We start from the raw sequence: 19,770 nt of genomic DNA, 5'->3' as shown, positions 1-19,770 counted from the left end.
AATAGAAATTGGTATAATAAGCTGATAATTAGGAGGATTAGCAAAATGAATGCTCGCGAGAAGAATAAGAAAATTTCAAGCAAACGACAGCAAAAATTACATCGAGCTGGCGAAGAAGAAAACAATTTCGAACATCTGCAACGCTTGTCATCTGCTCAATTAATTTCAAAATTAACTAAAAAGAATTTAGCCTACTTTAACACCTTGCAAAAAGCACTTGAAGATAAAGGATTAAACGATGCTGATGCTCAAAGCAAAAGCGAGAAGCTTCTCGCTGAAATCGTATCTGCTCAAGATCAAGGCGAGACTGCTAAGGGCTTATACCATATGTCACCAACCGAAAAGGCTGAGGATCTGCTTAAACCTGTTAAAAAGGTTGTTAAACCACAAAAATGGCAATACTTTACCGTTGCTTCTTTAGCTTTTCTAGGAATCTTTTCCCTATTAGCCGGCGTATATGAGCTCACCGAAAGTGGCAACCTGAACCAAGCAAAGCAAATTGGCTGGTTAACAATCTTGACTTTATCCCTGATTATGGGATATATCGTCGCTCGTTATAAAGAATTGGTTGCTGCTAAAATTCAGCGCAGTCACTTAACTCTGTGGTCTATTGTTTGTCTACTTGTTGTTCTAGCTTGGATTTGGTTCATACAATCTGCTAACTGGGCTAAAATCAATGTTTATTTGCCAGCTGCGATTTATTTGGTGGTAACCGTTATTTCAGTTGCTTTACTCATCCCTTTAATGCGTAAATTCCAGATTTCTCACATCTTTTTTGGTGACCGTGTCAAGCAAAAATAAGTAATAGTTTTATCTTTTCGATATCTTTAATGCATACAAAAAAGGTGAGTCATTCGACTCACCTTTTTTCAATAGGTTTGTTAGAAAAGCTATAAGAAAAGAGATTATTTAAAAGTAAGTATGTTGCAACATGGAGTGTTGCTAAATCATGTGTACGATAAGTTTTGAGTTTTAGATATTATATAGGTTACGGAAAGAAATGCTAGTTTATCGTTAATAAGTCCAGCCCTTCACCTCCTCATCGGTTGAAATTTCCTTGCTGTCAGCTAAGCCGCGGTACCAGTAGGCACTTTGCTTAGGATAGCGAGCTTGAGTTTCAAAGTCGACATAGAACAAGCCATAGCGCTTGGAGTAGCCGTTAGTCCATGAGAATTGGTCTTGCAGGGACCATACAAAGTAGCCCTTAACCGGAATTCCATCTTGAATAGCCTTAGCCACTTCCAAGATATGAGCCTTCAGATATTGAATCCGCGGTGCATCATCGATCGCCTTGTCTGGTCCCAAGAACTTGTCCTTGTAGCCCATCCCATTTTCAGTGATGTAGATTTCAGGAACATCCGGATAGCTGTCGTGAACCCGCTTGAGCTGGTCGTACATCCCCTTTGGATAGATGATCCAGTCCCAGTCGGTGGCTGGCAGGTCTGCCGGGTGAACTTCTTCCCCGACGCCCTTCATCTTGTTGACGTCAGTCCCCTTTTCACCGCCGCCATTGTGGTGGAAGACGTTTTCGCCGTGGTATTCCTTCATAAACTTGCTGAAGTAGTAGTTGACCCCAACAAAGTCTAAAGACTTGGCAGCCTTAGTCAGAATTTCTTCGTCTTCTGGCTTGATTTCGATCATTTGTTGATCATTGGCTTCAATGATTTCTCGTACCAAAGCTAAGGTTTCAGCTGAATAATGGCCTGCCAAAGTCCCATCCAGGTAGAAGCGATTTTCCAGAGCATCCTTCAATGCTGCAGCGTGCTTGTCGCCTTCGCTTGGACTAGCTGGGTAAACCGTCTGCAAGGCGTGAACTACGCCGATTTTGCCTTCATAGCCGCCTTCTTTAAAGGCGTTGACGATTCTTGCGTGAACCAGGTTTTGATTGTATTCAGCCTGGAAGCACTTGGCAAATTCATTAGTGTAAGCCGGCGGGAAAGTGCCAGACACATATTGCTGACCCGCCATGGAAGTTGGTTCGTTGATGGTGATCCAGCACTTTACTTCGTCGCCAAATTCCTTGAAGCAGAACTTGGCATAGTCGACAAAGGCATCCAGCATTTCTGCTGATAGCCAGCCGCCTTTATCTTGCAAGGCTTGCGGCGTGTCAAAGTGATGCAGGGTCACGAAAGGCTCTACGCCGTCTTCGTGGCATTTTTTAAACAATTTGTGGTAGTAGGCAACCCCGCGCGGTTCCATCTTGCCCGTCCCTTCAGGGAAGATTCTAGCCCAGTCAATGGACACGCGAATCGCGTTAATATGAAACTTCTTGCACAGATCCAGGTCAGTTGGATATCTGTGGTAAAAATCAGCAGCTGGGTCGGGGTTAATCGTTCCCTGCTCACGCAGGTACTTGTCCCAGATTACTTCCCCCTTGCCATCTTCTTTGGTAGCCCCTTCTACTTGGTAGGCTGCAGTAGCCCCACCGAAGTAAAAGTCTTCAGGTAAGTGATATACAGTCATTTTTTCTTTCTCTATTTTTTCTCTTTTGTTTAGTTACTTTTTTGTGTTATTTGTTACTTTTTCAAAGAGTTGACCACAAAGTTAAAGGCCTTGTCCTTGTTTTGCGTTAATTCAATGTATTGGCGACCAGTCGTCGTTACTAACTTAGCACCAACCTTGTTCGCTACTTCTTGCAGGTTATCCTTCATGGAGTCCATTTGCGGTGCTAGGATGATCAAGTCCATGTCGTCAATTACGTCCATGTGCTGGCCATAAGCCCGGGCTACTGAGTGTAGCGGCAAGTTGCGTTCACCAGCCAGCTTGTTCAAAGCCTTAGACAAAATCCCTGAGGTACCACCACCGGCACAGATAACCATGACGTTGGTGTCTTTGTTCAATACCTTGGATGCGTCGGCACTTGCAGCTGAGTCATCCTTCTTAGTTTCAGTGTTTTTAGCAGCAGTTACAGCAGCTGAGCTTGCAGCGGCTGGAGCGGCAACAGTAGTTGCGACAGCCTTCTTTTCGGCTTCTTCTTCAGCCAAAGCAGCTTGTTCTTGAGCGTAAACGTCGTTGTCGTATACGCGGAAGAATGGAAGCCAGATCAAAACGTCTAAAATCAAGGCCAAGATGACAAAAACAAATGATAATGGGGCAAAACCAGTACCAACCACGATACCAATAGGTGCTGGAACCGTCCATGGCAAGGTTGCGATGAATGAGTTCATCTTCAAAACGTCAACGAAGAACTTGAAAAGCATGACGTTGACCATTGGCGTTACAACGAATGGGATGAAGAAGACTGGGTTCATGATGATTGGGGCACCGAACAGGATTGGTTCGTTAACTGAGAACGTTACTGGGATAACGGATGCCTTACCTACAGCTTTGTTTTGTGCCGACTTAGACAAAAGCAAGAAGATGTAAGCCAAAACTAAAGTTGAACCAGTACCACCCATGTTCATGATGTAGTCTTGGGTGTTAACGGCCAAAACGTGTGAAGCGTGTTGACCAGCGTGCATCAAGGCCGTGTTCAAGCCAACGTTGGTGGTTTCAATTGCGGAAACGGCTGGAGCCACGATGGATGGACCCTGAACCCCTACGAACCAGAAGAAGGCCATCGCACCGGCGATCAAGGCCAAGCCAAGGTAAGAATCACTAGCGTGGAAGATTGGTGACAGCAAGTTGATGATGCATTGTGACAGGTTTGCGTGGAAAGCACCTTGCAAGATCAGGTTCAAAACCCAGAAGACAACAACTGAGAACAGCATTGGGAAAATGTCAGTAAAGGTTTGAGCAATGTTTTGTGGAACTTGGTCTGGCATGGTAATTCTAACATTGTGAACAATGCAGAACTTGTAGATATTTGGCACGATGCAGCCTACCAGGTAAGCAGCAACCAAGCCTTGAGTCCCCATGTAAGTCAGGTCAATGCCAGTCTTAGGGTTAGTGACAATCGCTACAATGACAAAGCAGATTTCAGCTGACATAATAACTGAAACTGTGTTGATTTGATTAGTTTTTGGCAGCTTAACATTCAAGCTGTCAGTCAAGTTCTTGGCACAGGTCGCAGCCACGAACAGTGACAACAGACCCATTGAGAAGTTGTACGGAACCGTCAAGGCGTTGGCTACGGCAGTTGGCCAGTAAAAGCCCCAGGCGTTAGGTACGTAAGCAATCAAACTAAAAATACTTGAGAACAAAATGATTGGCATGGCTGCGATAAAGCCATCACGAATCGCGGAAACGTACTTGTTAGCCGCAAACTTCGCGAATGCAGGCTTCATTTTGTTCATTTTCGCTTCAAAAGCGTGCATGTGTTTCTCCCTCTAGTTAATAAACGATATGTTTCAACATTCTTCTCATTTTTTCGGTTTACCTAATCGATTTCTTTGCCTTCCAGCTTGTTCAGCCGGGCATATTGATCGATAATGGTTTCCATCTCATCCTTTAACAACATGGTCGTCATCAAGGTATCTTGGCCGTGGACCATAATGAAAGTCACATCCATATCCATGCCGCTGGCTTCCTTGCTCAGCAGCTTGGTCTGTTCATTATGGGCGGCGTTGATTGAGTCGTTAGCCTCCTTTACTAACTCTCTAGCCTTGCTGATATGACCCTGACTCGCCTCCTTTGATGCTTTAATCAATGCCGTTCGGGCATCCCCGGCATAAGCCACGATGGCAAAACCGGTCATTGATATTTCTTCTTTGGTTACCTTTTCTTCGGTTTCTTCCATTATTCCTTTGCTCCTTCGATTAATCTTTCAACATGAATGATTAAGTACAAGCCTTCCATCTTAGAAAGCTGGATTTGATACTTGTCAAAAAGCAGTTGACCAATTTTAGTGACGGTTTCTGTTGCTTTCGGAAAATCCTTGCTAATGCTTTTAACGCTCTGCATAGAGATATCAGCATGATCTTCAAAGTGCTCGTGTTGCAAGCGCGAGACATAGTACTTGATATGGGTCATTAGGCGGTTAAAATCATCCTCGTTTTCATCCGTCTTATTGATCCCCTCTGCCTTCAGCACCTGAATGATCGTACCCATAATCTCTTCATCAAGGTGGTTGACCGTCTTCGTTTGGTTAACCTGATCGCCATGAGCATTGATGAAATGCAGGGCAATGCTGCTGCGTTCACTAACCGGGAATTCGATGCCGAGCTGCTTTTTAAATCCAGCTAAAAAGTCATCGGCAATCTCATAAGCAACCGGAAACTTCTCGCCTAAGTCTGGCAGAACATAGTTCTTCTGATACCGGCCCTTTTTCAAGCGCTGGTAAGCAGAATACAAGTGCATGGTCAAAGTTACATATAAGTAGCTTTCAACTTTGAAGCCATATCTCTCCTGACTCTCTTCAATCAGGGAATAGCTGGTTTTAACAAAGCTGTCTGGGACATCCTTTAGCAAGCCGGAGAGATCTTCAACCGTATGCTCATCATGCATCTTGAAGGTCTTCTCAATTTTCTTACGATCGATTTGATCGCCCTTCCTTTTGCCAAAGGCAATACCTCTTCCCATGACAATTGCCGGAACGCCTCTTCTATCCTGGATAACTGCTACGTTGTTATTCAAAACTTGTGCTATTTTCAAAGGACTCTTCCTCCCCTACCTAACTCAAATGCCTTTTTTGGCAAAAAAATAACCGCCCTTCCCAGCCTATAGTCTCCCCATGGCCTTCAGAGTGCGGTTTTGCCTAATTCAATAGTAACAATTCGCAATTTAAGTCATTAAGTCTGCAAGGATTATCCTAGCACTTCGTTAACAGTTTGTAAACACTTACACAATAAAAATGTTAATTTTTATTGAGTTAATCATTTGGCAATTTTTAAAAATATTTAGGTATTTTTATCAATATTGCCATGAATTCTTAGCTATTGTTTCATTTTTCGATTAATAGTATGCAAGTTTAGCAATCACATCAATCAACCGTTTTGCCTTCGAGCTTGTTGATTCTTTCATAAAGATTAATGATAGTTTCCATTTGATCCTTCAATAACATGGTCGTCATCAAAGTATCTTGGCCATGAACCATAATAAAGGTTACGTCCATATCCATGCCGCCAGCTTCCTTGCTCAGCAGCTTGGTTTGCTCGTTGTGAGCAGCGTTGATTGAATCGTTGGCTTCCTTAACTAGGTCGCGGGCCTTCGTAATGTGGCCCTCGCTAGCTTCTTTCATCGCCTTGATCAGGGCGGTTCGGGCATCCCCAGAGTAGGCAACGATCGCAAAGCCCGTCATCGAAATATCGGTTTTCGTGATTTCCTTGTTTTCGTCTTCCATTTTTTACCTCTTACAAACGAAAAACCACACCTCTCAAACTAAATAAATAGTTCAAGAGATGTGGTTTTGCCTAATTGGATAGTAACAATCCACTTTTTGATCTTGATTATTATTCTTCTGTTTTCCGAACAACTATATGGTAGCACTTTCTTTTCGGTCTGTAAACCCTTACAAAGATGTTTTTTTGCTTTTTTGTCAAAAAAGCACAGAAACGCACAAAAAAGGGAGCCGGATCCACCGATCCGGCTCCTAACATACCTAAATTGAGTTTTTCGGAGAGATATAATTACTATTTTTGGAGAGGAAACTTTAAGTTAAAAACACGTGACTGCCGTGACTAGGCCCAGGACAATTCCAGGAGCGTTGGCCACGATGATTGGCCAGTCGCGCTTGGGCGCATTCCAGCCATAGGCCACCCACAAACTAGCGTTGATGGCGGCGACTAGGGGTTGCACCGGATTCCCTTTTTGACCACTAAGGTTGCTGGCGATCTGGGCAATGTAGGACACATACATCAAGACGGAGATGGCCGAGGCTACCCGCCCTAGCAGCAAGAATCTTTTTTCTTTCTTAGTCAAATTTAACCCCTGCCTTGAAAAATTCACCGATCTGTTTAACCGCCAAATCCGTTTCTGGCATGTCGAACAAGATAAAGACATGGAAGAGGTCTTGCCAAACGTGCCACTGTACATCCACGCCAGCCTTTTCGCACAAGTTGTTCAAGATGGCACTGCTGTCATACTTGACTTCCTCGCTGCCGCAATTGATGAACAACGGCGGGAAGCCCGTGAAGTCGCCATAGATTGGTGAAATCAGCGGATCAATCTTAGCCGGCTCGTCAAAATATGGTACCGGAGCCGTGGCGCCGACCAGCATCGGATCGCGTTCGGTTCTCAGGTATTCAGAAGCTGAGGCGTTCAGCTGGTTGATCACTGGTGAAAAAACAGATACTCGTTCTGGAAGCTTTTTCCCTTCATCCTTTAACTGTAAAGTCAGAGTCAAGGCCAGGGTGGCCCCGGCACTTTCACCAAAGACCAGGACTTGGTCATAGAGCCCGCGGAGGCAGTCGTAAGCCCGCATCACGTCTTCTTGAGCAGCTGGATGGCGGCCTTCTGGGTACTGGGTGTAGTCGACCGCGAAGACGTCAATCCCGCTGCCGATGGCCTGGCCCAATTTGATGGCTAACTTGCGGCGGGAGTAAACCGTCCCTGTCGCATAGGCACCGCCGTGAAGGAACATCAAGACTGCCTTCGGTGAATCTGCTCTTAAGTAAAATTCCCCCTTCACGCCGCCTTCATCAACCGCCTTCAGCGTCACCTCTTCTGGCAAGTCGTACTTGTTGCCTTCATCAGCGCCTTTTCTGGCAGCCAGGGCGATTTCTGGGGTCAGCGGTGCTGCCTGTCCCGGCTTAATGTATTTTCTAGAAAATTCAATTGCTTGCTTTGCTTGTTCGCTTAACATTATTTAGCCTCTTTTACTTCTTTAAACTTCAAGTTGCCAAAGTTGATCCCGATCAGAATTGCGACTACCAGGAGGGCAGCAAAGACGATCGTCCCGCACAAGAAGGTGAATTCTGGACTTTCGTTGTTAAAAGTCTTGCTCAAAAATTGTGCAATGTATGGTGACAAAAGCTGTCCAATGTTAGCCGTAGTCATGACTACGGAAGTAGAGAATGGCACTTGGGCTGGGGAAGTGAAGATCCCAATGTTAGTCATGCAGGAAACCATGGTCATGGATACGGCAATCCCGCTTAACACGATGCCGACGCCACTCAAAGTGAGGGAGTTAGACATGGTCAAAATCAGGTAGGACAGGAAGCCTGAACCTAAAGAAATCGCGAGTGAGAACTTTTTAACAGCTTGTGGCAGGGCCATGAAGATGAAGCCACCGGCTGCCATGGCAAAGGACATGATGCCCAGCAAGGTGCTGGCGCTTTGAGCAGTACCGTAGCCCTTAGAGATAACGAGTGACGCAAACTTGATAGTTACGAAAGCAAAGGAAGAGTTGAAGAAGAACATGAAGGCCGCCAAAAGCCAAATCTTGCCGTCCACCTTCTTGGAGTTAACCGGCTTTTCTGCTTGAACAGCTGGGCCAGCTTCATGCTTACCCAAGATGTTTGGTACAAAAATCGCTACCAATAAGAGAACTGGCAAAGCCATGGCGTTAACCCAGTAAGCTGCGTGCCAGCCTTGACCCATCAAGACACCGGCGGAAAAAGTCATCAAGAACATCCCCAAGCCTTGGATCACGCTGGACAGACCCATCAAGCGTTGTTGTTCTTGGCCCTGGTAGAGGCTGATGATCAAAGATTGGGAGTATGAAGCCAAAAGCCCCGTACCAACGCCGACCCCGATTCTTGAAGCAAAAATCAGTGGGAAATTGTTGGAGAAAACTGGGATTACACCAGAGATCAGCAAGACCGTCAAACCGATCAAGATGGTCTTCTTAACGCCAATTTTTTCGGCAATGACATTACTCAAAGGGGTGAAGAAGATAATCCCCAATGAAGAAACTGTCATGGTTAATTCGACCAAGGTTGGCGCGGTTTGCGGAAAGGCCTTGATCATGGCCGGTACAGTTGCCGCGGTAGCGCCGCTGGAAACCGTAAAAATGTTCAATAGCAGAATTGAGAGCTTTGTCCAAAAGCTGTTAATATTTTTCTCTTTACTCATCTTATTCACCTAATGCATATTCCTTAAATACTTGGTTAATGGATTCGATATCCTTGTCTTCAAAAGGCTTGAAGCCAATCCCCCGCATCTCCCGGCTTAACTGGAAGAGCGAGTATTGCCCGAAGTGGTCCAGGTTGCCTGGAATGGTTAAAAAGCCCCAGAATGGCACCAACTTGCTTAATTTTTCAGTTAAAGCCGCGTGGCTCGCAAATTCTTTCAGTGGCGTGTGGACGTCGCAAGCTTCAACGATTGGCGCTTCTAGCTGCAGCTGAAGCGTGTAGCTCCCGCTCTTCAAAAGTTCACCATCAAAAGCTTGCCCGTTAACGGTCATTTGCCCGGCGGGCAGATCCAGCTTGACCTGGCTGCCCAGGGGAATCTCAAGCAGAATAGTTACCTGGTCGGCTTTTTCCAGCTTGACGCTAGCTTTAACCAGACCCGTTGGCAACATAACTTGTCCGGCCACTTCCTTAAATTTAGAGCTGATCAGCGGCTTGAAGATGACATTTTTGCCTGCTTGCGTTAAACCCACGAGGTCTTCGTAGGCCCAGGCCATCACGGCCCCACTTGAATAGTGGTTCAGGGAGTTCATGCCGTTTTTGGCAATGTGGCCATCCTCTTCAACGGAATTCCACCGTTCCCAGATAGTGGTGGCCCCTTTTTTCACTTCGTAGAGCCAGCTTGGGAAGTCGGTATTTAAAAAGAGGCGCAAGGCCAGCTGCTCTTGGCCATTGTGGGTTAAGGCTGGCAGCAAGAGCGGCGTGCCAACAAAGCCGGTGTCTAGGTGGTTGCGGTTGCCTTCAATCTTGGTTACTAAGCTGTTAACCAGACCCTTTTTGGCAGCTGCTGGATACAGGCCAAATTCCAGGCAAAGAGCAAGACCCGTTTGGGTGTTGGCAATGGCTAAACCGTCTGGCGTATAGAAGTGCTTGATAAATGCTTCCTTGATCAGGCGGCTCAGCTGCCGGTAGTACTGGTATTCATGCTTCATCCCTAAGACTTCCGCTGCCTGGCTAACGATCTTGGCTGAATAGTAGTAGTAGGCGCTGGCAATCAAGTCGTCTGGCGTCTTCCCCTTCAGCTTCATGATGTCTTCCGTGTCCAGGGCCAGCCAGTCGCCCAGCTGGTCATCGCCCAGCCACAGGTGCTCATTGCCGTTAGCAAGTGCCCGGTCGTGAACCCAGTCCACCCAGGACATCATGGCACCAATATTTTGGCGCAAGATCGCCTTATCACCGCTTCTTTGGTAGCTGACCCAAGGAATGATCGTCGCCGCATCGCTCCACACGGCCTTGCCGCCGTCATCGTTGCCAACGGATGGTACGTAGAGTGGCACCTTGCCAGCTAGACGGCTTTGCTCTACGGCAATGTCATAGGAAAACTTTTTATTGAATTGGTAAGTATCCATGTTGTAGCTGGCCGTTAGGGCAAAAATTGCCGCATCCCCAGTCCAGCCAAGGCGCTCATCCCGCTGCGGGCAGTCGGTTGGGATATCCACAAAGTTGGACTTTTGTCCCCACTTAACGTTCTCAAAGAGGCGGTTGACCTCGGCATTGTCAGTTTGAATCTTTCCCGTTTCGGCCATGTCTGAGTAAAGGGCTACAGCCTTAAAGTCGCTGGCTGTGAGATCACCTGACCAGCCAGTCAGCTTGGCATATCTAAAGCCAAAGTAGGTGAAGTGTGGCCGGATCCACTTTTCTTCCCCGCCACTGACATAGGTAAATTGGGCTCTAGCTGAGCGCAGGTTGTCCCGGTAAAATTCCCCATCTTGCATGATTTCACCAAAGTCGATTGTGACCTTGTCGCCCTTAGGCAAGCGGTTCTTGAATTCCACCCAGCCAGCTAAGTTTTGGCCAAAGTCCAGGACTTGGTCGCCGCTTTGGGTCATTATTACCCGGGGAATAAATTCCTCGTGGGCTGTAATTGGCAGGCTGCGGCGGTCCAACAGGTATTTGCCGGGAGCCTGTTTCACCACCGCTTTTTCCAAGATTTGCCGGGAAATAGTTTCGTCAAAGTCTTCCCCGTAGTAGATGCCGGAATGAGTTACTGGCGACGTCACCACGTCCCAGCTATCATCAGTGGCAATGACTTCTTCACCGTCTGCACTTGCTAAGCGCAGGTCGGCGATCGCCTTGAGCTCGCTGCCATAGTTGTCTGGCACCCCGCCGTGCTGGGCCAAGCCCAGCTTACCCCGGTACCAGCCATCTGCTAAAACGATCCGCAAAAGGTGGTCGCCTGGCGTAACTAAACTAGTCAGGTCGTAGCTGGCTCTTTGCACGTAGTAGCGGTAGTCGGTAAAGCCTGGCGCCAGGTACTCGTCGCCGACTTTTTCCCCATCCAGGTAGGCTTCAAAGAGGCCAACGCCGGAGACATAGAGACGAGCATTTTTAACCGTTTCTGCCGTAAACTTTTTCTCTAAGATAAGGGAGTGAAGGTCCAACTTGCTGGTCCCAATCCAGTCACCGGCCATTTTTTCTTTCAAGTAGCCCGTTTCAAAAAAACTGGTTTCGGCAAGCTCTTGTCCATTAATCTTGGCGGCCACTTCCACCATGTACCGGCTTCTTGGGACTAAAGCTAAGTCGACGTCCTCAAAGATCAAGTCAGTGGCTGCTTCCCAGCCGCTGTCGTAGACAACTGCTTCGCCCTGCTTGATTGCCAGGCGTCTATCGATTTCGTTAGTCTGGACGGCTTCGTCCAGAAAAGCCGCGATGTGTAATTTCTTTCCCAGGTCAAAGCCCAGCGGCTTGACCAAGTGGTTGATTTCAATTTTGCTGATTTGCATTAATAATCCCTCTGTTTCGCTTGTAGCGCTTACAGTGGATATTGTATGATATCCATAGCAGGATTTTTTCGTAAAAATGCTATTTATTTAGTTTTTGTGCACAAAAAGAAAGCGGTTTAAAAAATGGACCTTGAGCGACTCCTCCAAACCTTCCATGACGGCACCGCCCTTAACCTTTACGTCCTAACAGGTCAAGGGCAGGTAGAGCAGGAATTTATCCGGCCCCTGGCACCCCATTTGCCGGAAATTTTTATCAAAAAATGCCTAAAGCAGGTCAACGACCTGGACCTGCTCTTGCCCGATAACAAAAATTCCCTTGGCAAGTTCCGTTATGCAGACAAAATTATCGTCGGCTGGAACGCCAATATCACCATCGCTGGTCAGGGCAATCTGGACCGGCTGGCGCCCTTGCTTGGCTTTGACCAGTTTGCCAGTTTAATGAAGAGCCTGTATTTTGCAATTTTTCGCACCTGGCCGCAAACGGAGCTTACCGACCAAGGCTTTTTTACTGGGGAAAATCTGACGATTGAGCCCATGCAAAAAAGCGCCGATTACGAAGGCTACCTGGCTGAACAGGAACTCATGGAGGCTGTTCAGCTGGGCAATTTAGACCTTTATAATCAGCGCTTTCGCTCGTTTATTAAAGAAGGGAATATTGGACTTTTAGGGGCCGGCAAGCTGCGACAGGAAAAGAACCTGGCTATTTCCGCCACCACCCTCTACACCCGGGCTGCCATCCGGGGCGGGTTAGCAGCTAGCGAGGCCTACGCCTTGAGCGACCAGATCATCAACAGGCTGGAGAAGGACACAGTTATCTCCAACTTTTACGAGTATTCCCGGGCGATTGGGGAAATTTTTGTCAACCGGGTCGCTCGCAGCAACCGGACGAGCCTGACGCCCCTGGTCTACAAGGCCGAAGAGTACATCTACCACCACTATGCAGACATTACTAGTGTCCAAGAAATCGCTGACCGGCTGGCAGTCAGCCGCTCCTACCTCCAGCACCTGTTTAAAAAGGAGACCGGGATGACCCTGGTCGCCTTCATCAACCAGGTCAAAGTGGCCCAGGCCAAGCACGAGCTGATTTTTACCAATCGGACCCTTAGCGAGATCTGCGATGATGTCGGCTTCTCCAGTGGGAGCCTGTTTTCCACCACCTTTAAAAAGCTAGCTGGGATCAGCCCGCTGACTTACCGGAAGCAGTACAAGTAACCAAAAAAATCGCTAGCATACGCTAGCGATTTTTATTACTTTAATAAGTCCTTAGCCATTTCGTAGCAGCCCAAAACTGCAGAGCCGTTGTTTGGCACGATTGGCCGCACGATCAATTCATCCACGTTGCCAACTTCTACGTAGTCGTTGTTCATTTCCTTGAAGTACTTTCTTACAGTTGGCATGTCGCCTTCGTTCAAAACGGAGCCGCCGACCACCATCACGTCTGGCCGGATGGTCAGGTAGATGTTGTAAAGCATTTCTGCCACGTAGTAAGAAATCAGATCAAAGACTGGGTTGTCCCGGTCCAGGTCTTCGCCTGGGATGCCAGTTCTGCCCTTCAAGGTTGGACCAGCCGTCAAGCCTTCCCCGCAGGCATCCCCGTGGAATGGGCAGCCGCCTTCGTAGTTATCATCAGCCCGCTTAGGGATCCGCATGTGGCCCATTTCGGAGTGGTTGGTGTATCCAATAAAGTGGCCTTGCTGGATGGCACCAGCGCCCACGCCCGTCCCAATAGTGATGTACAGGTATGTCTTTTCGTTATCGCGGCCACGGGCGATGTATTCCCCGTAGCAAGAGGCGTTGACGTCAGTCGTCAAAACGGCTGGTACGCCCAGTTCTCTTTCAAAGTAGCCCTTCAGCTCAGTGTTGGACCAACCTGGCTTTGGCGTCTTGGTAATGTAGCCAAAAGTCTTGGAGTTCGGGTTGATGTCGATGGGGCCAAAGGAGCCGATGGCCAAGGCGTTTACTGGATTTTCTTTAAAAAAGTCCCGGCACGCTTCCAAGGTTTCCGCTGGGGTCGTGGTTGGCACCCGCTTGCTTGCGACCGTTTCGCCGCTTTCCACGTTTTGCACGCCTAAAACAAACTTGGTACCACCAGCCTCAATACTGCCAACAAATTGTGTCATTCTGTGTATCTCCTATACTGTCAAAATCAAGTTATGCTTCGTCGCCTGGCTTTGAAGCAATAATTGTTGCGCTTCCATCTAAAGTATAGCAGGAAATTGTGGTTGGCAAAATCAAATGGTCACCTTTTTTCAAAGAATATGCTTGGCCATCAACCGTCAAGGTGGCAGAGCCGTCGATGACGGACATCAAGCGGTACTTGTTGTCCTTGATTTCAAAGTCGCCCTTGCCCTTAACGTCCAGCTTGAAGACGCCGAAGTATTCAGCCATGACGAACTGGGTCACGTGGACATCGCCCACGTCCCATTCTTCGTGGTTCAAAACGGGGTTCTTAAATGGTACCTGAACCGTGTCGATGGATTGCTGCAAGTGGAGTTCGCGCAGCTTGCCAGTCTTCTTGTCCACCCGGTCAAAGTCGTACATCCGGTAGGTGGTGTCGCTGGATTGCTGGGTTTCCAGCACCATGATGCCGCTGCCGACAGCGTGCACCATGCCGTGCGGTACGTAGAAAAAGTCGCCTTCGTGAACGGGTACGGTTCTGAGGAGCTTTTTCCATTCTTTGCCATGAACCATGTCGGCGAATTCCTCGCGAGTTTGGGCGTTGTGACCGTAGTAGAGCTTGGCACCTGGCTTAGCCTTGATCACGTACCAGGATTCGGTCTTGCCGAGTTCGCCTTCGTGAATCCGGGCGTATTCGTTGTCGGGGTGCACTTGGACGGACAGGTCTTGGTTAGCGTCCAAAATCTTGGTTAGCAGCGGGAAGACGTCACCTTTCGCATTGCCAAAAAGCTCCCGGTGAGCATCCCAGAGTTCGTTCAGCTTCATCCCCTTGTAAGGGCCGTTCTTGATGGTGGCTGGGCCATGCGGGTGGGCCGAAATTGCCCAGGCTTCCCCGGTGTGGTCGCTCGGGATGTCGTAGCCAAATTCATCGCGCAGGCCAGTGCCGCCCCAAATTTTTTCATGAAAAACCGGCTCTAAAAATAGTGGTTCTGCCATTTTTCTCTAAATCCTCCTAAAAACATGCTTTTTTTAATTGTAAGCTTTTTAGTAGCCACTTTAAAGGTAAATTGCAGTTTTTATTCTAGCTCATTGCTATCGCTCAGCTTACGGTACCAGTAGCCGGACTTCTTCAACGTCTTCTTTTGCGTATGGATATCGTCGCGGATCAAGCCATAGCGGTTGCGGTAGGCGTTCATCCAGGACCAGCAGTCGATCGCCGTCCACAAGAAGTAGCCCTTGCAGTTAGATCCTTCTTCAATCCCCTGGTGGAGCCACTTTAGGTGGTTGCGGATGAAGTTGATCCGGTAGTCATCTTGAACCACGCCGTTTTCATCCATAAACCGTTCTTCTCTGGAAACGCCCATACCGTTTTCTGAAACAAACCATGGCACATTGCCGTAATTATCACGGATGTTGATGGCGATGTCGTAGATGGCCTTGGGGTAGATTTCCCAGCCCTTGTCCACGTTCATCACCCGGCCAGGCATCTCATAATTATCAAAGTAAATGTCAGGCATCCAGTCTTGCAGGCTTTCAGGCGAAATGGCTGGCTCTTGCACCCGCATTGGCTGGTAGTAGTTGACGCCCAGCAGGTCGATGGTGTTTTCCTTGATCAGAGCTAATTCTTCATCCGTTGCTTCCCACAAGACGCCGTCTTTTTTCAAAACTTGGGTCAATTTTTCCGGGAACACGCCCTTGATGGCCGCATCTAGCCAGAGATCAACGCACCAGAGGTTGGCAAATTCGGCAGCCTTTTGGTCACCTTCAGATTCAGATCTAGCATAAGCCGGCGTCAGGTTCAGGATAATCCCGATGGTGTGGTCATCCCCCTTAAAGCGGGCGCGGAACTTTTGAATGGCCTTAGCCGAAGCCAGGTTGATGTTGTAGGCCACCTGCACTGACAAGGGCCCGTCCACCTTCAGCGGGTAGTGGAACTTGTAAAGGTAGCCCCCGTCCAGGATGACTTTTGGCTCGTTAAAAGTAAACCAGTGCTTCACCCGGTCGCCGTAAAGCTCGTAGGCCTTGTCAGCGAACTTGGCAAAAAGGTCCGTCACGTGCTTACTCTCCCAGCCGCCGTACTTTTTTTGCAATTCATAAGGCATGTCAAAGTGGCAGAGGTTGATGTAAGGCGTGATGCCATTTGCAATCATGCAGTCGATCATGTCGCTGTAGAACTTGGCGCCGTCGGGGTCCACCGTGGCCGTTTCAAAGTCGTCGATCAGGCGGGACCACTGGATGGAGGTCCGCAGATTTTTAATCCCAGCCTCCCGCATCAAAGGCAGGTCCTTTTGATAGTCATTGTAAAAATTAGACGCCGTGTCTGGCCCGACCCCAGCGTAAAAGGCTTGGGGGTCAGTGTCGTACCAGTAGTCAAAAACGTTGCGGTGGCGCTTGTTAAAGCGGCCTTCTGATTGGGGACCTGAGGTAGCTGCGCCCCAGGCAAAGTTTTCAGGAAATTTCATCATTATTCTTCTCCATGTTCTTGTTCAAAATCGTAGACGCAGCCGCGCAAGTTGGCTTCACCGCGGTACTGGCAGACGGCCAGGTCTGGCTTAACAGTTGCGATCTTAACTTCTTTTCTGATATTAGCGATTTCGTCATTTAGTAAAAGCAACAGGTCTGGGTTATTAGAAATGGCGCCCCCGATGATGACCTTCTCGGGGTCAAAGCCGTGCTGGAGGTTGTAAATGGCGTTGGCCAGCGCCCTAATTGACCGCGTGCGCTCTTTCAAAGCGGCGGGATCGCCGGCCTTGGCTAGGTCGTAGACCTCCTTGCCAGAGCAGTTTTTACCTGTGGCTTCGTTGTACCGCGCCGCCATTTGGACGGGCGAAGCCGCCTCGCTCAAGGTTAGCCCGGCATCGCCGGTCGTCTGGTAGCCGAATTCTCCGCCGTAAAGGTGGGCGCCGTGCCAGATCTGCCGGTTGACAATCAAGGCGCCGCCAACCCCGGTCCCGATGACCAGGAAGGCGAGTGAATCGTGCCCCTGCCCGGCCCCTTCGGCCAATTCCGCAAGCGCTGCGCAGTTGGCGTCATTTTCAATGGATACCGGCAGGCCAAAAAGCTTTTCCAATTCCGGTACGATCGGAAAGTTGTGGATGTAAGGCAGGGCGCTGGCCCCTTCAATCACGCCGGTCTTCTTGTTGACCGCACCAGGTGAGGAGATCGCTACGCCGGTCACATTGGTTTTTTCCTTAAACTTGTCCACTTCCGCTTTTAAAGCCTGGTAGAAGTCCGCCAAGTTGTCCGGCGTGTCCACCGCGTGCTTGTCAGTCAATTCGCGTTTTTGCCAGAGGGCGAACTTGATCGTCGTTCCACCGATATCAATTGCTGCTAATGCCATTTTTAACCTCGATTTTTTCAAAAAAAACGACCCAAGCGTCACTTGATGCTGGGCCGTTTCGTTAATTACTTTTGGGCCATTTTTTCGTAAACGGCAACCAATTCCTTGGCTAGGTCAATGTAAGTAATTGCCGTCATCAAATGGTCTTGAGAGTGAACCAATAATAAAGTTACAGGAATGTGTTCGCCGCTAGCTTCCTTAGTCAGCATGGCAGTTTGAGAATTGTGGGCGTCAACGAGCGCCTTGTTGGCTTCGTCGAGCTTCTCATTGGCAGTTTTAAAGTCGCCCTGGTGGGCAGCGTCAATCGCTTCCTTGGCAAAGGCCCGGGCGTTGCCGGCGTTCACGATTAGACCCATAATTGATTGCATTGCTTGTTCTTCAGTTGTGTTTTCACTCATTTTAATACCTAATGTTTGAGAAAGATGTCGTGTTTCGTAGAAATAAGATTTTGATATGTAGAGTCTTTTTTAAAAAAGCTTCTGCTTAGGCTTCAGCACTTGCTTGTTCCCGCTTCAGCAATTCTTGGTCGTACTTCTTGGCAAATGGGAAGTAAACCAGAGTGGAGATGACCAAGACGCAGAATTGCCAGATAGCGATCTTCCAGCCACCGATGAAGAAGCCGGAGAGAACGGCTGGCGTGGTCCATGGTGCAGCAACCCCGTTCAGTGGTGGCAAGATGCCGGCACTGATCAAGCCGTAAGTTGAAAGGCTGACGATCAGCGGTACGCCGAAGAATGGAACAGCCAGGAATGGGTTCATAACCAGTGGCAGACCGAACAGGAATGGTTCGTTGATGTTGAAGATGGCAGGTACCAGTTCGATCTTACCGATGGCCTTCATTTGTTGAGACTTAGCAAAGAAGACCGTGAAGACAACCAAACCAATGGTGATCCCTGAACCAGTTAAGTTGATGAAGTTGTTGTAGAATTCGTTGGTGATGACGTGGGCACCGTTAGCCAGGGACAATTTCCCTGCGTGGTACAAAGCAGCGTTGGCTGCGGTGTTTGGCAGCAAGAAGGCGCTGGCTACAGAACCAACAATCAAACCGCCGTGAACGCCGAAGAACCAGAAGAATGGTACGGCCAAGCCGATGACGATCGCACCGCCCCATGAGTCGGACAAGCCTTGCATTGGCATTTCCAGAACCTTGTAGATCCAGTTCAGCATGTCAGTGTTGCCGAATTGCTTGAAGGCTGCGAAGAGCAGCATGCAGACCGTCAAAATGATGCCGGCTGGAATCATGGCTGAGAATTGCTTAGAAACGCTGGCTGGCACTTGTTCAGGCAGCTTGATTTCCCAACCCTTCTTCATCATGACGCTGTATGTCCAGCCAACCAACAGGCCGATGACGATGGCAGCGACCATGCCTTGGCCACCCATCCATGAAGTGTTCAAAACGCCAGTAACTGGTGACAGAATAAAGGTCTTCATGGCGCTTGGCAGCTTATCCAAGTTTTGGGTCACAGCTGAGCCAGTTACCACAACCTTGCCAGCTGAGTTAGAAATACCGCTGGACAAAGCTGCCTTCATTGGACTGTCAACTTGCATGAATTGGAGCAAGAAGAAGGCACACAGGGCAGTTAAGGCACCTGGAAGTGGCTCAACTTTTTCATTCTTGATGTAAACATAGGCAATCCCGACAACGGACCAGATGGAGATCATCCCGAAGCTGGCCGCGTAGGCTTGACTAAAGAAGGCTGACCAGCCACTGTTCGCCAATGCCGTAGAAACTGCGGGAATTGGGAAGTTGGACATGATCAAGAAGATAGACCCGATGATGATGAATGGCAGGGAGTAAACCATCCCATCTTGAAGGGCCTTAACAGCCTTCGTGTTAACGAACTTCATGATTGGCGGCAAGATTTTAGCGTTAACGAACTCGCTAAAGCCGCCCTTCTTACTAGTATCAGTACTCATCACTTTTTCCTCAATCTTTTACTTTAACCTTTTACACTAACCAACCAGCTTCTTGGCTTGTTGAACTACCTTTTCGCCGTCCATCATGCCATACGCCGCCATGTCGATAACTTCGACTGGAATGTTCTTGCCTTCAACCTTCTTTTCAAAGTCGGCCAACATGTAGCGGACTTGTGGCCCCAGCAAGACGCAGCTGATGTTCTTGTTTTCCAAGTTAGTGTCGGCTTCAGCGGCTGGACAAGCAAAGATTTCGTAGTCCAAACCGTCCTTCTTAGCAGCCTCCTGCATCTTCTTCACGAGCATGCTAGTGCTCATCCCAGCTGAGCAACAAAGCATTACTGTCTTTTCAGCCATTCTAATTACCTCCTAAAAAATATCTCAATCGCTTTTATCTGTTATCGCTTACAATCCATAGTATATACTCTTTGAAATAGAATGTCTAGTTCTTTTTAGAAAAATATGGTTTTTATTTTGGTGGTTTTGGTAACTAGGACAAGCGCAGCCGCAACTTTGACTCAACTGAACCAGACTTTTTAATAATCGCGGCAACTTTTTACTCAACTACAGAAGCCTTTCTCATAATCGCTACACGACTTTACTCAACTGCAGGAGCTTTTCTCATAATGAGCTTCTATCTTTACTCAACTGCGCCTCTGTTTCTCATAATTTTCCCTAAAATTGACTCAACTAGTTCTTCGTCTCTCATAATTCGAATTATTAAAAG

18 protein-coding genes are annotated in these 19,770 nt (G+C 48.2%); 2 read left to right on the top strand and 16 right to left on the bottom strand.

Features of this window, described 5'->3' with window-relative positions:
• The first annotated feature begins 45 nt into the window (after nucleotides 1–45).
• Nucleotides 46–801, top strand: coding sequence for a DUF1129 family protein (locus tag ACI4WN_RS01725; RefSeq protein ID WP_439776707.1), 756 nt, complete (start codon nucleotides 46–48; stop codon nucleotides 799–801).
• Between the two features lie 213 nt (nucleotides 802–1,014).
• On the opposite strand, the gene lacG is transcribed toward ACI4WN_RS01725, so the two are convergent.
• The 9 genes from lacG to ACI4WN_RS01680 all read right to left on the bottom strand — a co-directional run bounded on the left by lacG (nucleotide 1,015) and on the right by ACI4WN_RS01680 (nucleotide 11,671).
• Nucleotides 1,015–2,463 (bottom strand): 6-phospho-beta-galactosidase, encoded by a 1,449-nt coding sequence (lacG, locus tag ACI4WN_RS01720; RefSeq protein WP_439776706.1) that lies wholly within the window; start codon nucleotides 2,461–2,463, stop codon nucleotides 1,015–1,017.
• Nucleotides 2,464–2,516: 53 nt separating this feature from the next.
• Nucleotides 2,517–4,256, bottom strand: a complete 1,740-nt coding sequence (locus tag ACI4WN_RS01715; protein ID WP_439776705.1) for a lactose/cellobiose PTS transporter subunit IIB — start codon at nucleotides 4,254–4,256, stop codon at nucleotides 2,517–2,519.
• Nucleotides 4,257–4,318: 62 nt separating this feature from the next.
• The gene (locus tag ACI4WN_RS01710; protein ID WP_008460623.1) at nucleotides 4,319–4,678 is read right to left on the bottom strand and encodes a PTS lactose/cellobiose transporter subunit IIA; all 360 of its coding nucleotides are present in this window, start codon (nucleotides 4,676–4,678) and stop codon (nucleotides 4,319–4,321) included.
• A complete protein-coding gene (locus tag ACI4WN_RS01705) occupies nucleotides 4,678–5,532 on the bottom strand; it encodes a PRD domain-containing protein (protein WP_439776704.1) in 855 nt (284 codons plus the stop codon). Before ACI4WN_RS01705 ends, ACI4WN_RS01710 begins: the two co-directional genes overlap by 1 nt.
• A gap of 328 nt (nucleotides 5,533–5,860) precedes the next feature.
• Nucleotides 5,861–6,220, bottom strand: coding sequence for a PTS lactose/cellobiose transporter subunit IIA (locus tag ACI4WN_RS01700; protein WP_439776703.1), 360 nt, complete (start codon nucleotides 6,218–6,220; stop codon nucleotides 5,861–5,863).
• Nucleotides 6,221–6,534: 314 nt separating this feature from the next.
• Nucleotides 6,535–6,774 carry a SemiSWEET family transporter gene (locus ACI4WN_RS01695; RefSeq protein ID WP_439776732.1) on the bottom strand — a complete coding sequence of 80 codons (240 nt, stop codon included), beginning with the start codon at nucleotides 6,772–6,774 and terminating at the stop codon, nucleotides 6,535–6,537.
• Between the two features lie 16 nt (nucleotides 6,775–6,790).
• On the bottom strand, nucleotides 6,791–7,681 hold the full coding sequence (locus ACI4WN_RS01690) for an alpha/beta hydrolase (protein WP_439776702.1): 891 nt from the start codon (nucleotides 7,679–7,681) through the stop codon (nucleotides 6,791–6,793).
• On the bottom strand, nucleotides 7,681–8,892 hold the full coding sequence (locus tag ACI4WN_RS01685) for an MFS transporter (RefSeq protein WP_439776701.1): 1,212 nt from the start codon (nucleotides 8,890–8,892) through the stop codon (nucleotides 7,681–7,683). The genes ACI4WN_RS01690 and ACI4WN_RS01685 overlap by 1 nt, the downstream gene beginning before the upstream one ends.
• Before the next feature lies 1 nt (nucleotide 8,893).
• Nucleotides 8,894–11,671, bottom strand: a complete 2,778-nt coding sequence (locus ACI4WN_RS01680; protein WP_439776700.1) for a family 78 glycoside hydrolase catalytic domain — start codon at nucleotides 11,669–11,671, stop codon at nucleotides 8,894–8,896.
• A 123-nt stretch (nucleotides 11,672–11,794) separates the two neighbouring features.
• Here ACI4WN_RS01680 and ACI4WN_RS01675 point away from each other — a divergent pair, with 123 nt between their 5' ends.
• Entirely contained in the window at nucleotides 11,795–12,883 is a 1,089-nt protein-coding gene (locus tag ACI4WN_RS01675; RefSeq protein ID WP_439776699.1) for a helix-turn-helix domain-containing protein, read from the top strand.
• A gap of 35 nt (nucleotides 12,884–12,918) precedes the next feature.
• On the opposite strand, the gene ACI4WN_RS01670 is transcribed toward ACI4WN_RS01675, so the two are convergent.
• The 7 genes from ACI4WN_RS01670 to ACI4WN_RS01640 form a co-directional block, all read right to left on the bottom strand.
• Nucleotides 12,919–13,791: an ROK family protein gene (locus tag ACI4WN_RS01670; RefSeq protein ID WP_439776698.1), complete on the bottom strand. Its 873-nt coding sequence runs from the start codon at nucleotides 13,789–13,791 to the stop codon at nucleotides 12,919–12,921.
• Nucleotides 13,792–13,822: 31 nt separating this feature from the next.
• Nucleotides 13,823–14,785 carry a mannose-6-phosphate isomerase, class I gene (gene manA / locus ACI4WN_RS01665; protein ID WP_439776697.1) on the bottom strand — a complete coding sequence of 321 codons (963 nt, stop codon included), beginning with the start codon at nucleotides 14,783–14,785 and terminating at the stop codon, nucleotides 13,823–13,825.
• Between the two features lie 80 nt (nucleotides 14,786–14,865).
• On the bottom strand, nucleotides 14,866–16,254 hold the full coding sequence (locus tag ACI4WN_RS01660) for a glycoside hydrolase family 1 protein (protein WP_439776696.1): 1,389 nt from the start codon (nucleotides 16,252–16,254) through the stop codon (nucleotides 14,866–14,868).
• Nucleotides 16,254–17,129 (bottom strand): ROK family protein, encoded by an 876-nt coding sequence (locus ACI4WN_RS01655; RefSeq protein ID WP_439776695.1) that lies wholly within the window; start codon nucleotides 17,127–17,129, stop codon nucleotides 16,254–16,256. The genes ACI4WN_RS01660 and ACI4WN_RS01655 overlap by 1 nt, the downstream gene beginning before the upstream one ends.
• A gap of 65 nt (nucleotides 17,130–17,194) precedes the next feature.
• Entirely contained in the window at nucleotides 17,195–17,527 is a 333-nt protein-coding gene (locus ACI4WN_RS01650; RefSeq protein ID WP_439776694.1) for a PTS lactose/cellobiose transporter subunit IIA, read from the bottom strand.
• An 85-nt stretch (nucleotides 17,528–17,612) separates the two neighbouring features.
• Nucleotides 17,613–19,046 (bottom strand): PTS sugar transporter subunit IIC, encoded by a 1,434-nt coding sequence (locus ACI4WN_RS01645; RefSeq protein WP_439776693.1) that lies wholly within the window; start codon nucleotides 19,044–19,046, stop codon nucleotides 17,613–17,615.
• Nucleotides 19,047–19,082: 36 nt separating this feature from the next.
• The gene (locus ACI4WN_RS01640; RefSeq protein ID WP_439776692.1) at nucleotides 19,083–19,400 is read right to left on the bottom strand and encodes a PTS sugar transporter subunit IIB; all 318 of its coding nucleotides are present in this window, start codon (nucleotides 19,398–19,400) and stop codon (nucleotides 19,083–19,085) included.
• Between the last annotated feature and the right edge of the window lie 370 nt (nucleotides 19,401–19,770).

Source organism: Lactobacillus sp. (assembly GCF_051893255.1).
In the GTDB taxonomy this organism is placed as follows: Bacteria; Bacillota; Bacilli; order Lactobacillales; family Lactobacillaceae; genus Lactobacillus.
The sequence above is the reverse complement of the archived record's forward strand: the minus strand, read 5'-3'. Positions and strand labels throughout refer to the sequence as shown.

Excerpts from the sequence above, each read along its gene's own strand:
- ACI4WN_RS01725 (WP_439776707.1), top strand. The coding sequence starts at position 46 with ATGAATGCTCGCGAGAAGAATAAGAAAATTTCAAGCAAACGACAGCAA.
- lacG (WP_439776706.1), bottom strand. The coding sequence starts at position 2,463 with ATGACTGTATATCACTTACCTGAAGACTTTTACTTCGGTGGGGCTACT.
- ACI4WN_RS01715 (WP_439776705.1), bottom strand. The coding sequence starts at position 4,256 with ATGCACGCTTTTGAAGCGAAAATGAACAAAATGAAGCCTGCATTCGCG.
- ACI4WN_RS01710 (WP_008460623.1), bottom strand. The coding sequence starts at position 4,678 with ATGGAAGAAACCGAAGAAAAGGTAACCAAAGAAGAAATATCAATGACC.
- ACI4WN_RS01700 (WP_439776703.1), bottom strand. The coding sequence starts at position 6,220 with ATGGAAGACGAAAACAAGGAAATCACGAAAACCGATATTTCGATGACG.
- ACI4WN_RS01690 (WP_439776702.1), bottom strand. The coding sequence starts at position 7,681 with ATGTTAAGCGAACAAGCAAAGCAAGCAATTGAATTTTCTAGAAAATAC.
- ACI4WN_RS01685 (WP_439776701.1), bottom strand. The coding sequence starts at position 8,892 with ATGAGTAAAGAGAAAAATATTAACAGCTTTTGGACAAAGCTCTCAATT.
- ACI4WN_RS01680 (WP_439776700.1), bottom strand. The coding sequence starts at position 11,671 with ATGCAAATCAGCAAAATTGAAATCAACCACTTGGTCAAGCCGCTGGGC.
- ACI4WN_RS01675 (WP_439776699.1), top strand. The coding sequence starts at position 11,795 with ATGGACCTTGAGCGACTCCTCCAAACCTTCCATGACGGCACCGCCCTT.
- ACI4WN_RS01670 (WP_439776698.1), bottom strand. The coding sequence starts at position 13,791 with ATGACACAATTTGTTGGCAGTATTGAGGCTGGTGGTACCAAGTTTGTT.
- manA (WP_439776697.1), bottom strand. The coding sequence starts at position 14,785 with ATGGCAGAACCACTATTTTTAGAGCCGGTTTTTCATGAAAAAATTTGG.
- ACI4WN_RS01660 (WP_439776696.1), bottom strand. The coding sequence starts at position 16,254 with ATGATGAAATTTCCTGAAAACTTTGCCTGGGGCGCAGCTACCTCAGGT.
- ACI4WN_RS01655 (WP_439776695.1), bottom strand. The coding sequence starts at position 17,129 with ATGGCATTAGCAGCAATTGATATCGGTGGAACGACGATCAAGTTCGCC.
- ACI4WN_RS01650 (WP_439776694.1), bottom strand. The coding sequence starts at position 17,527 with ATGAGTGAAAACACAACTGAAGAACAAGCAATGCAATCAATTATGGGT.
- ACI4WN_RS01645 (WP_439776693.1), bottom strand. The coding sequence starts at position 19,046 with ATGAGTACTGATACTAGTAAGAAGGGCGGCTTTAGCGAGTTCGTTAAC.
- ACI4WN_RS01640 (WP_439776692.1), bottom strand. The coding sequence starts at position 19,400 with ATGGCTGAAAAGACAGTAATGCTTTGTTGCTCAGCTGGGATGAGCACT.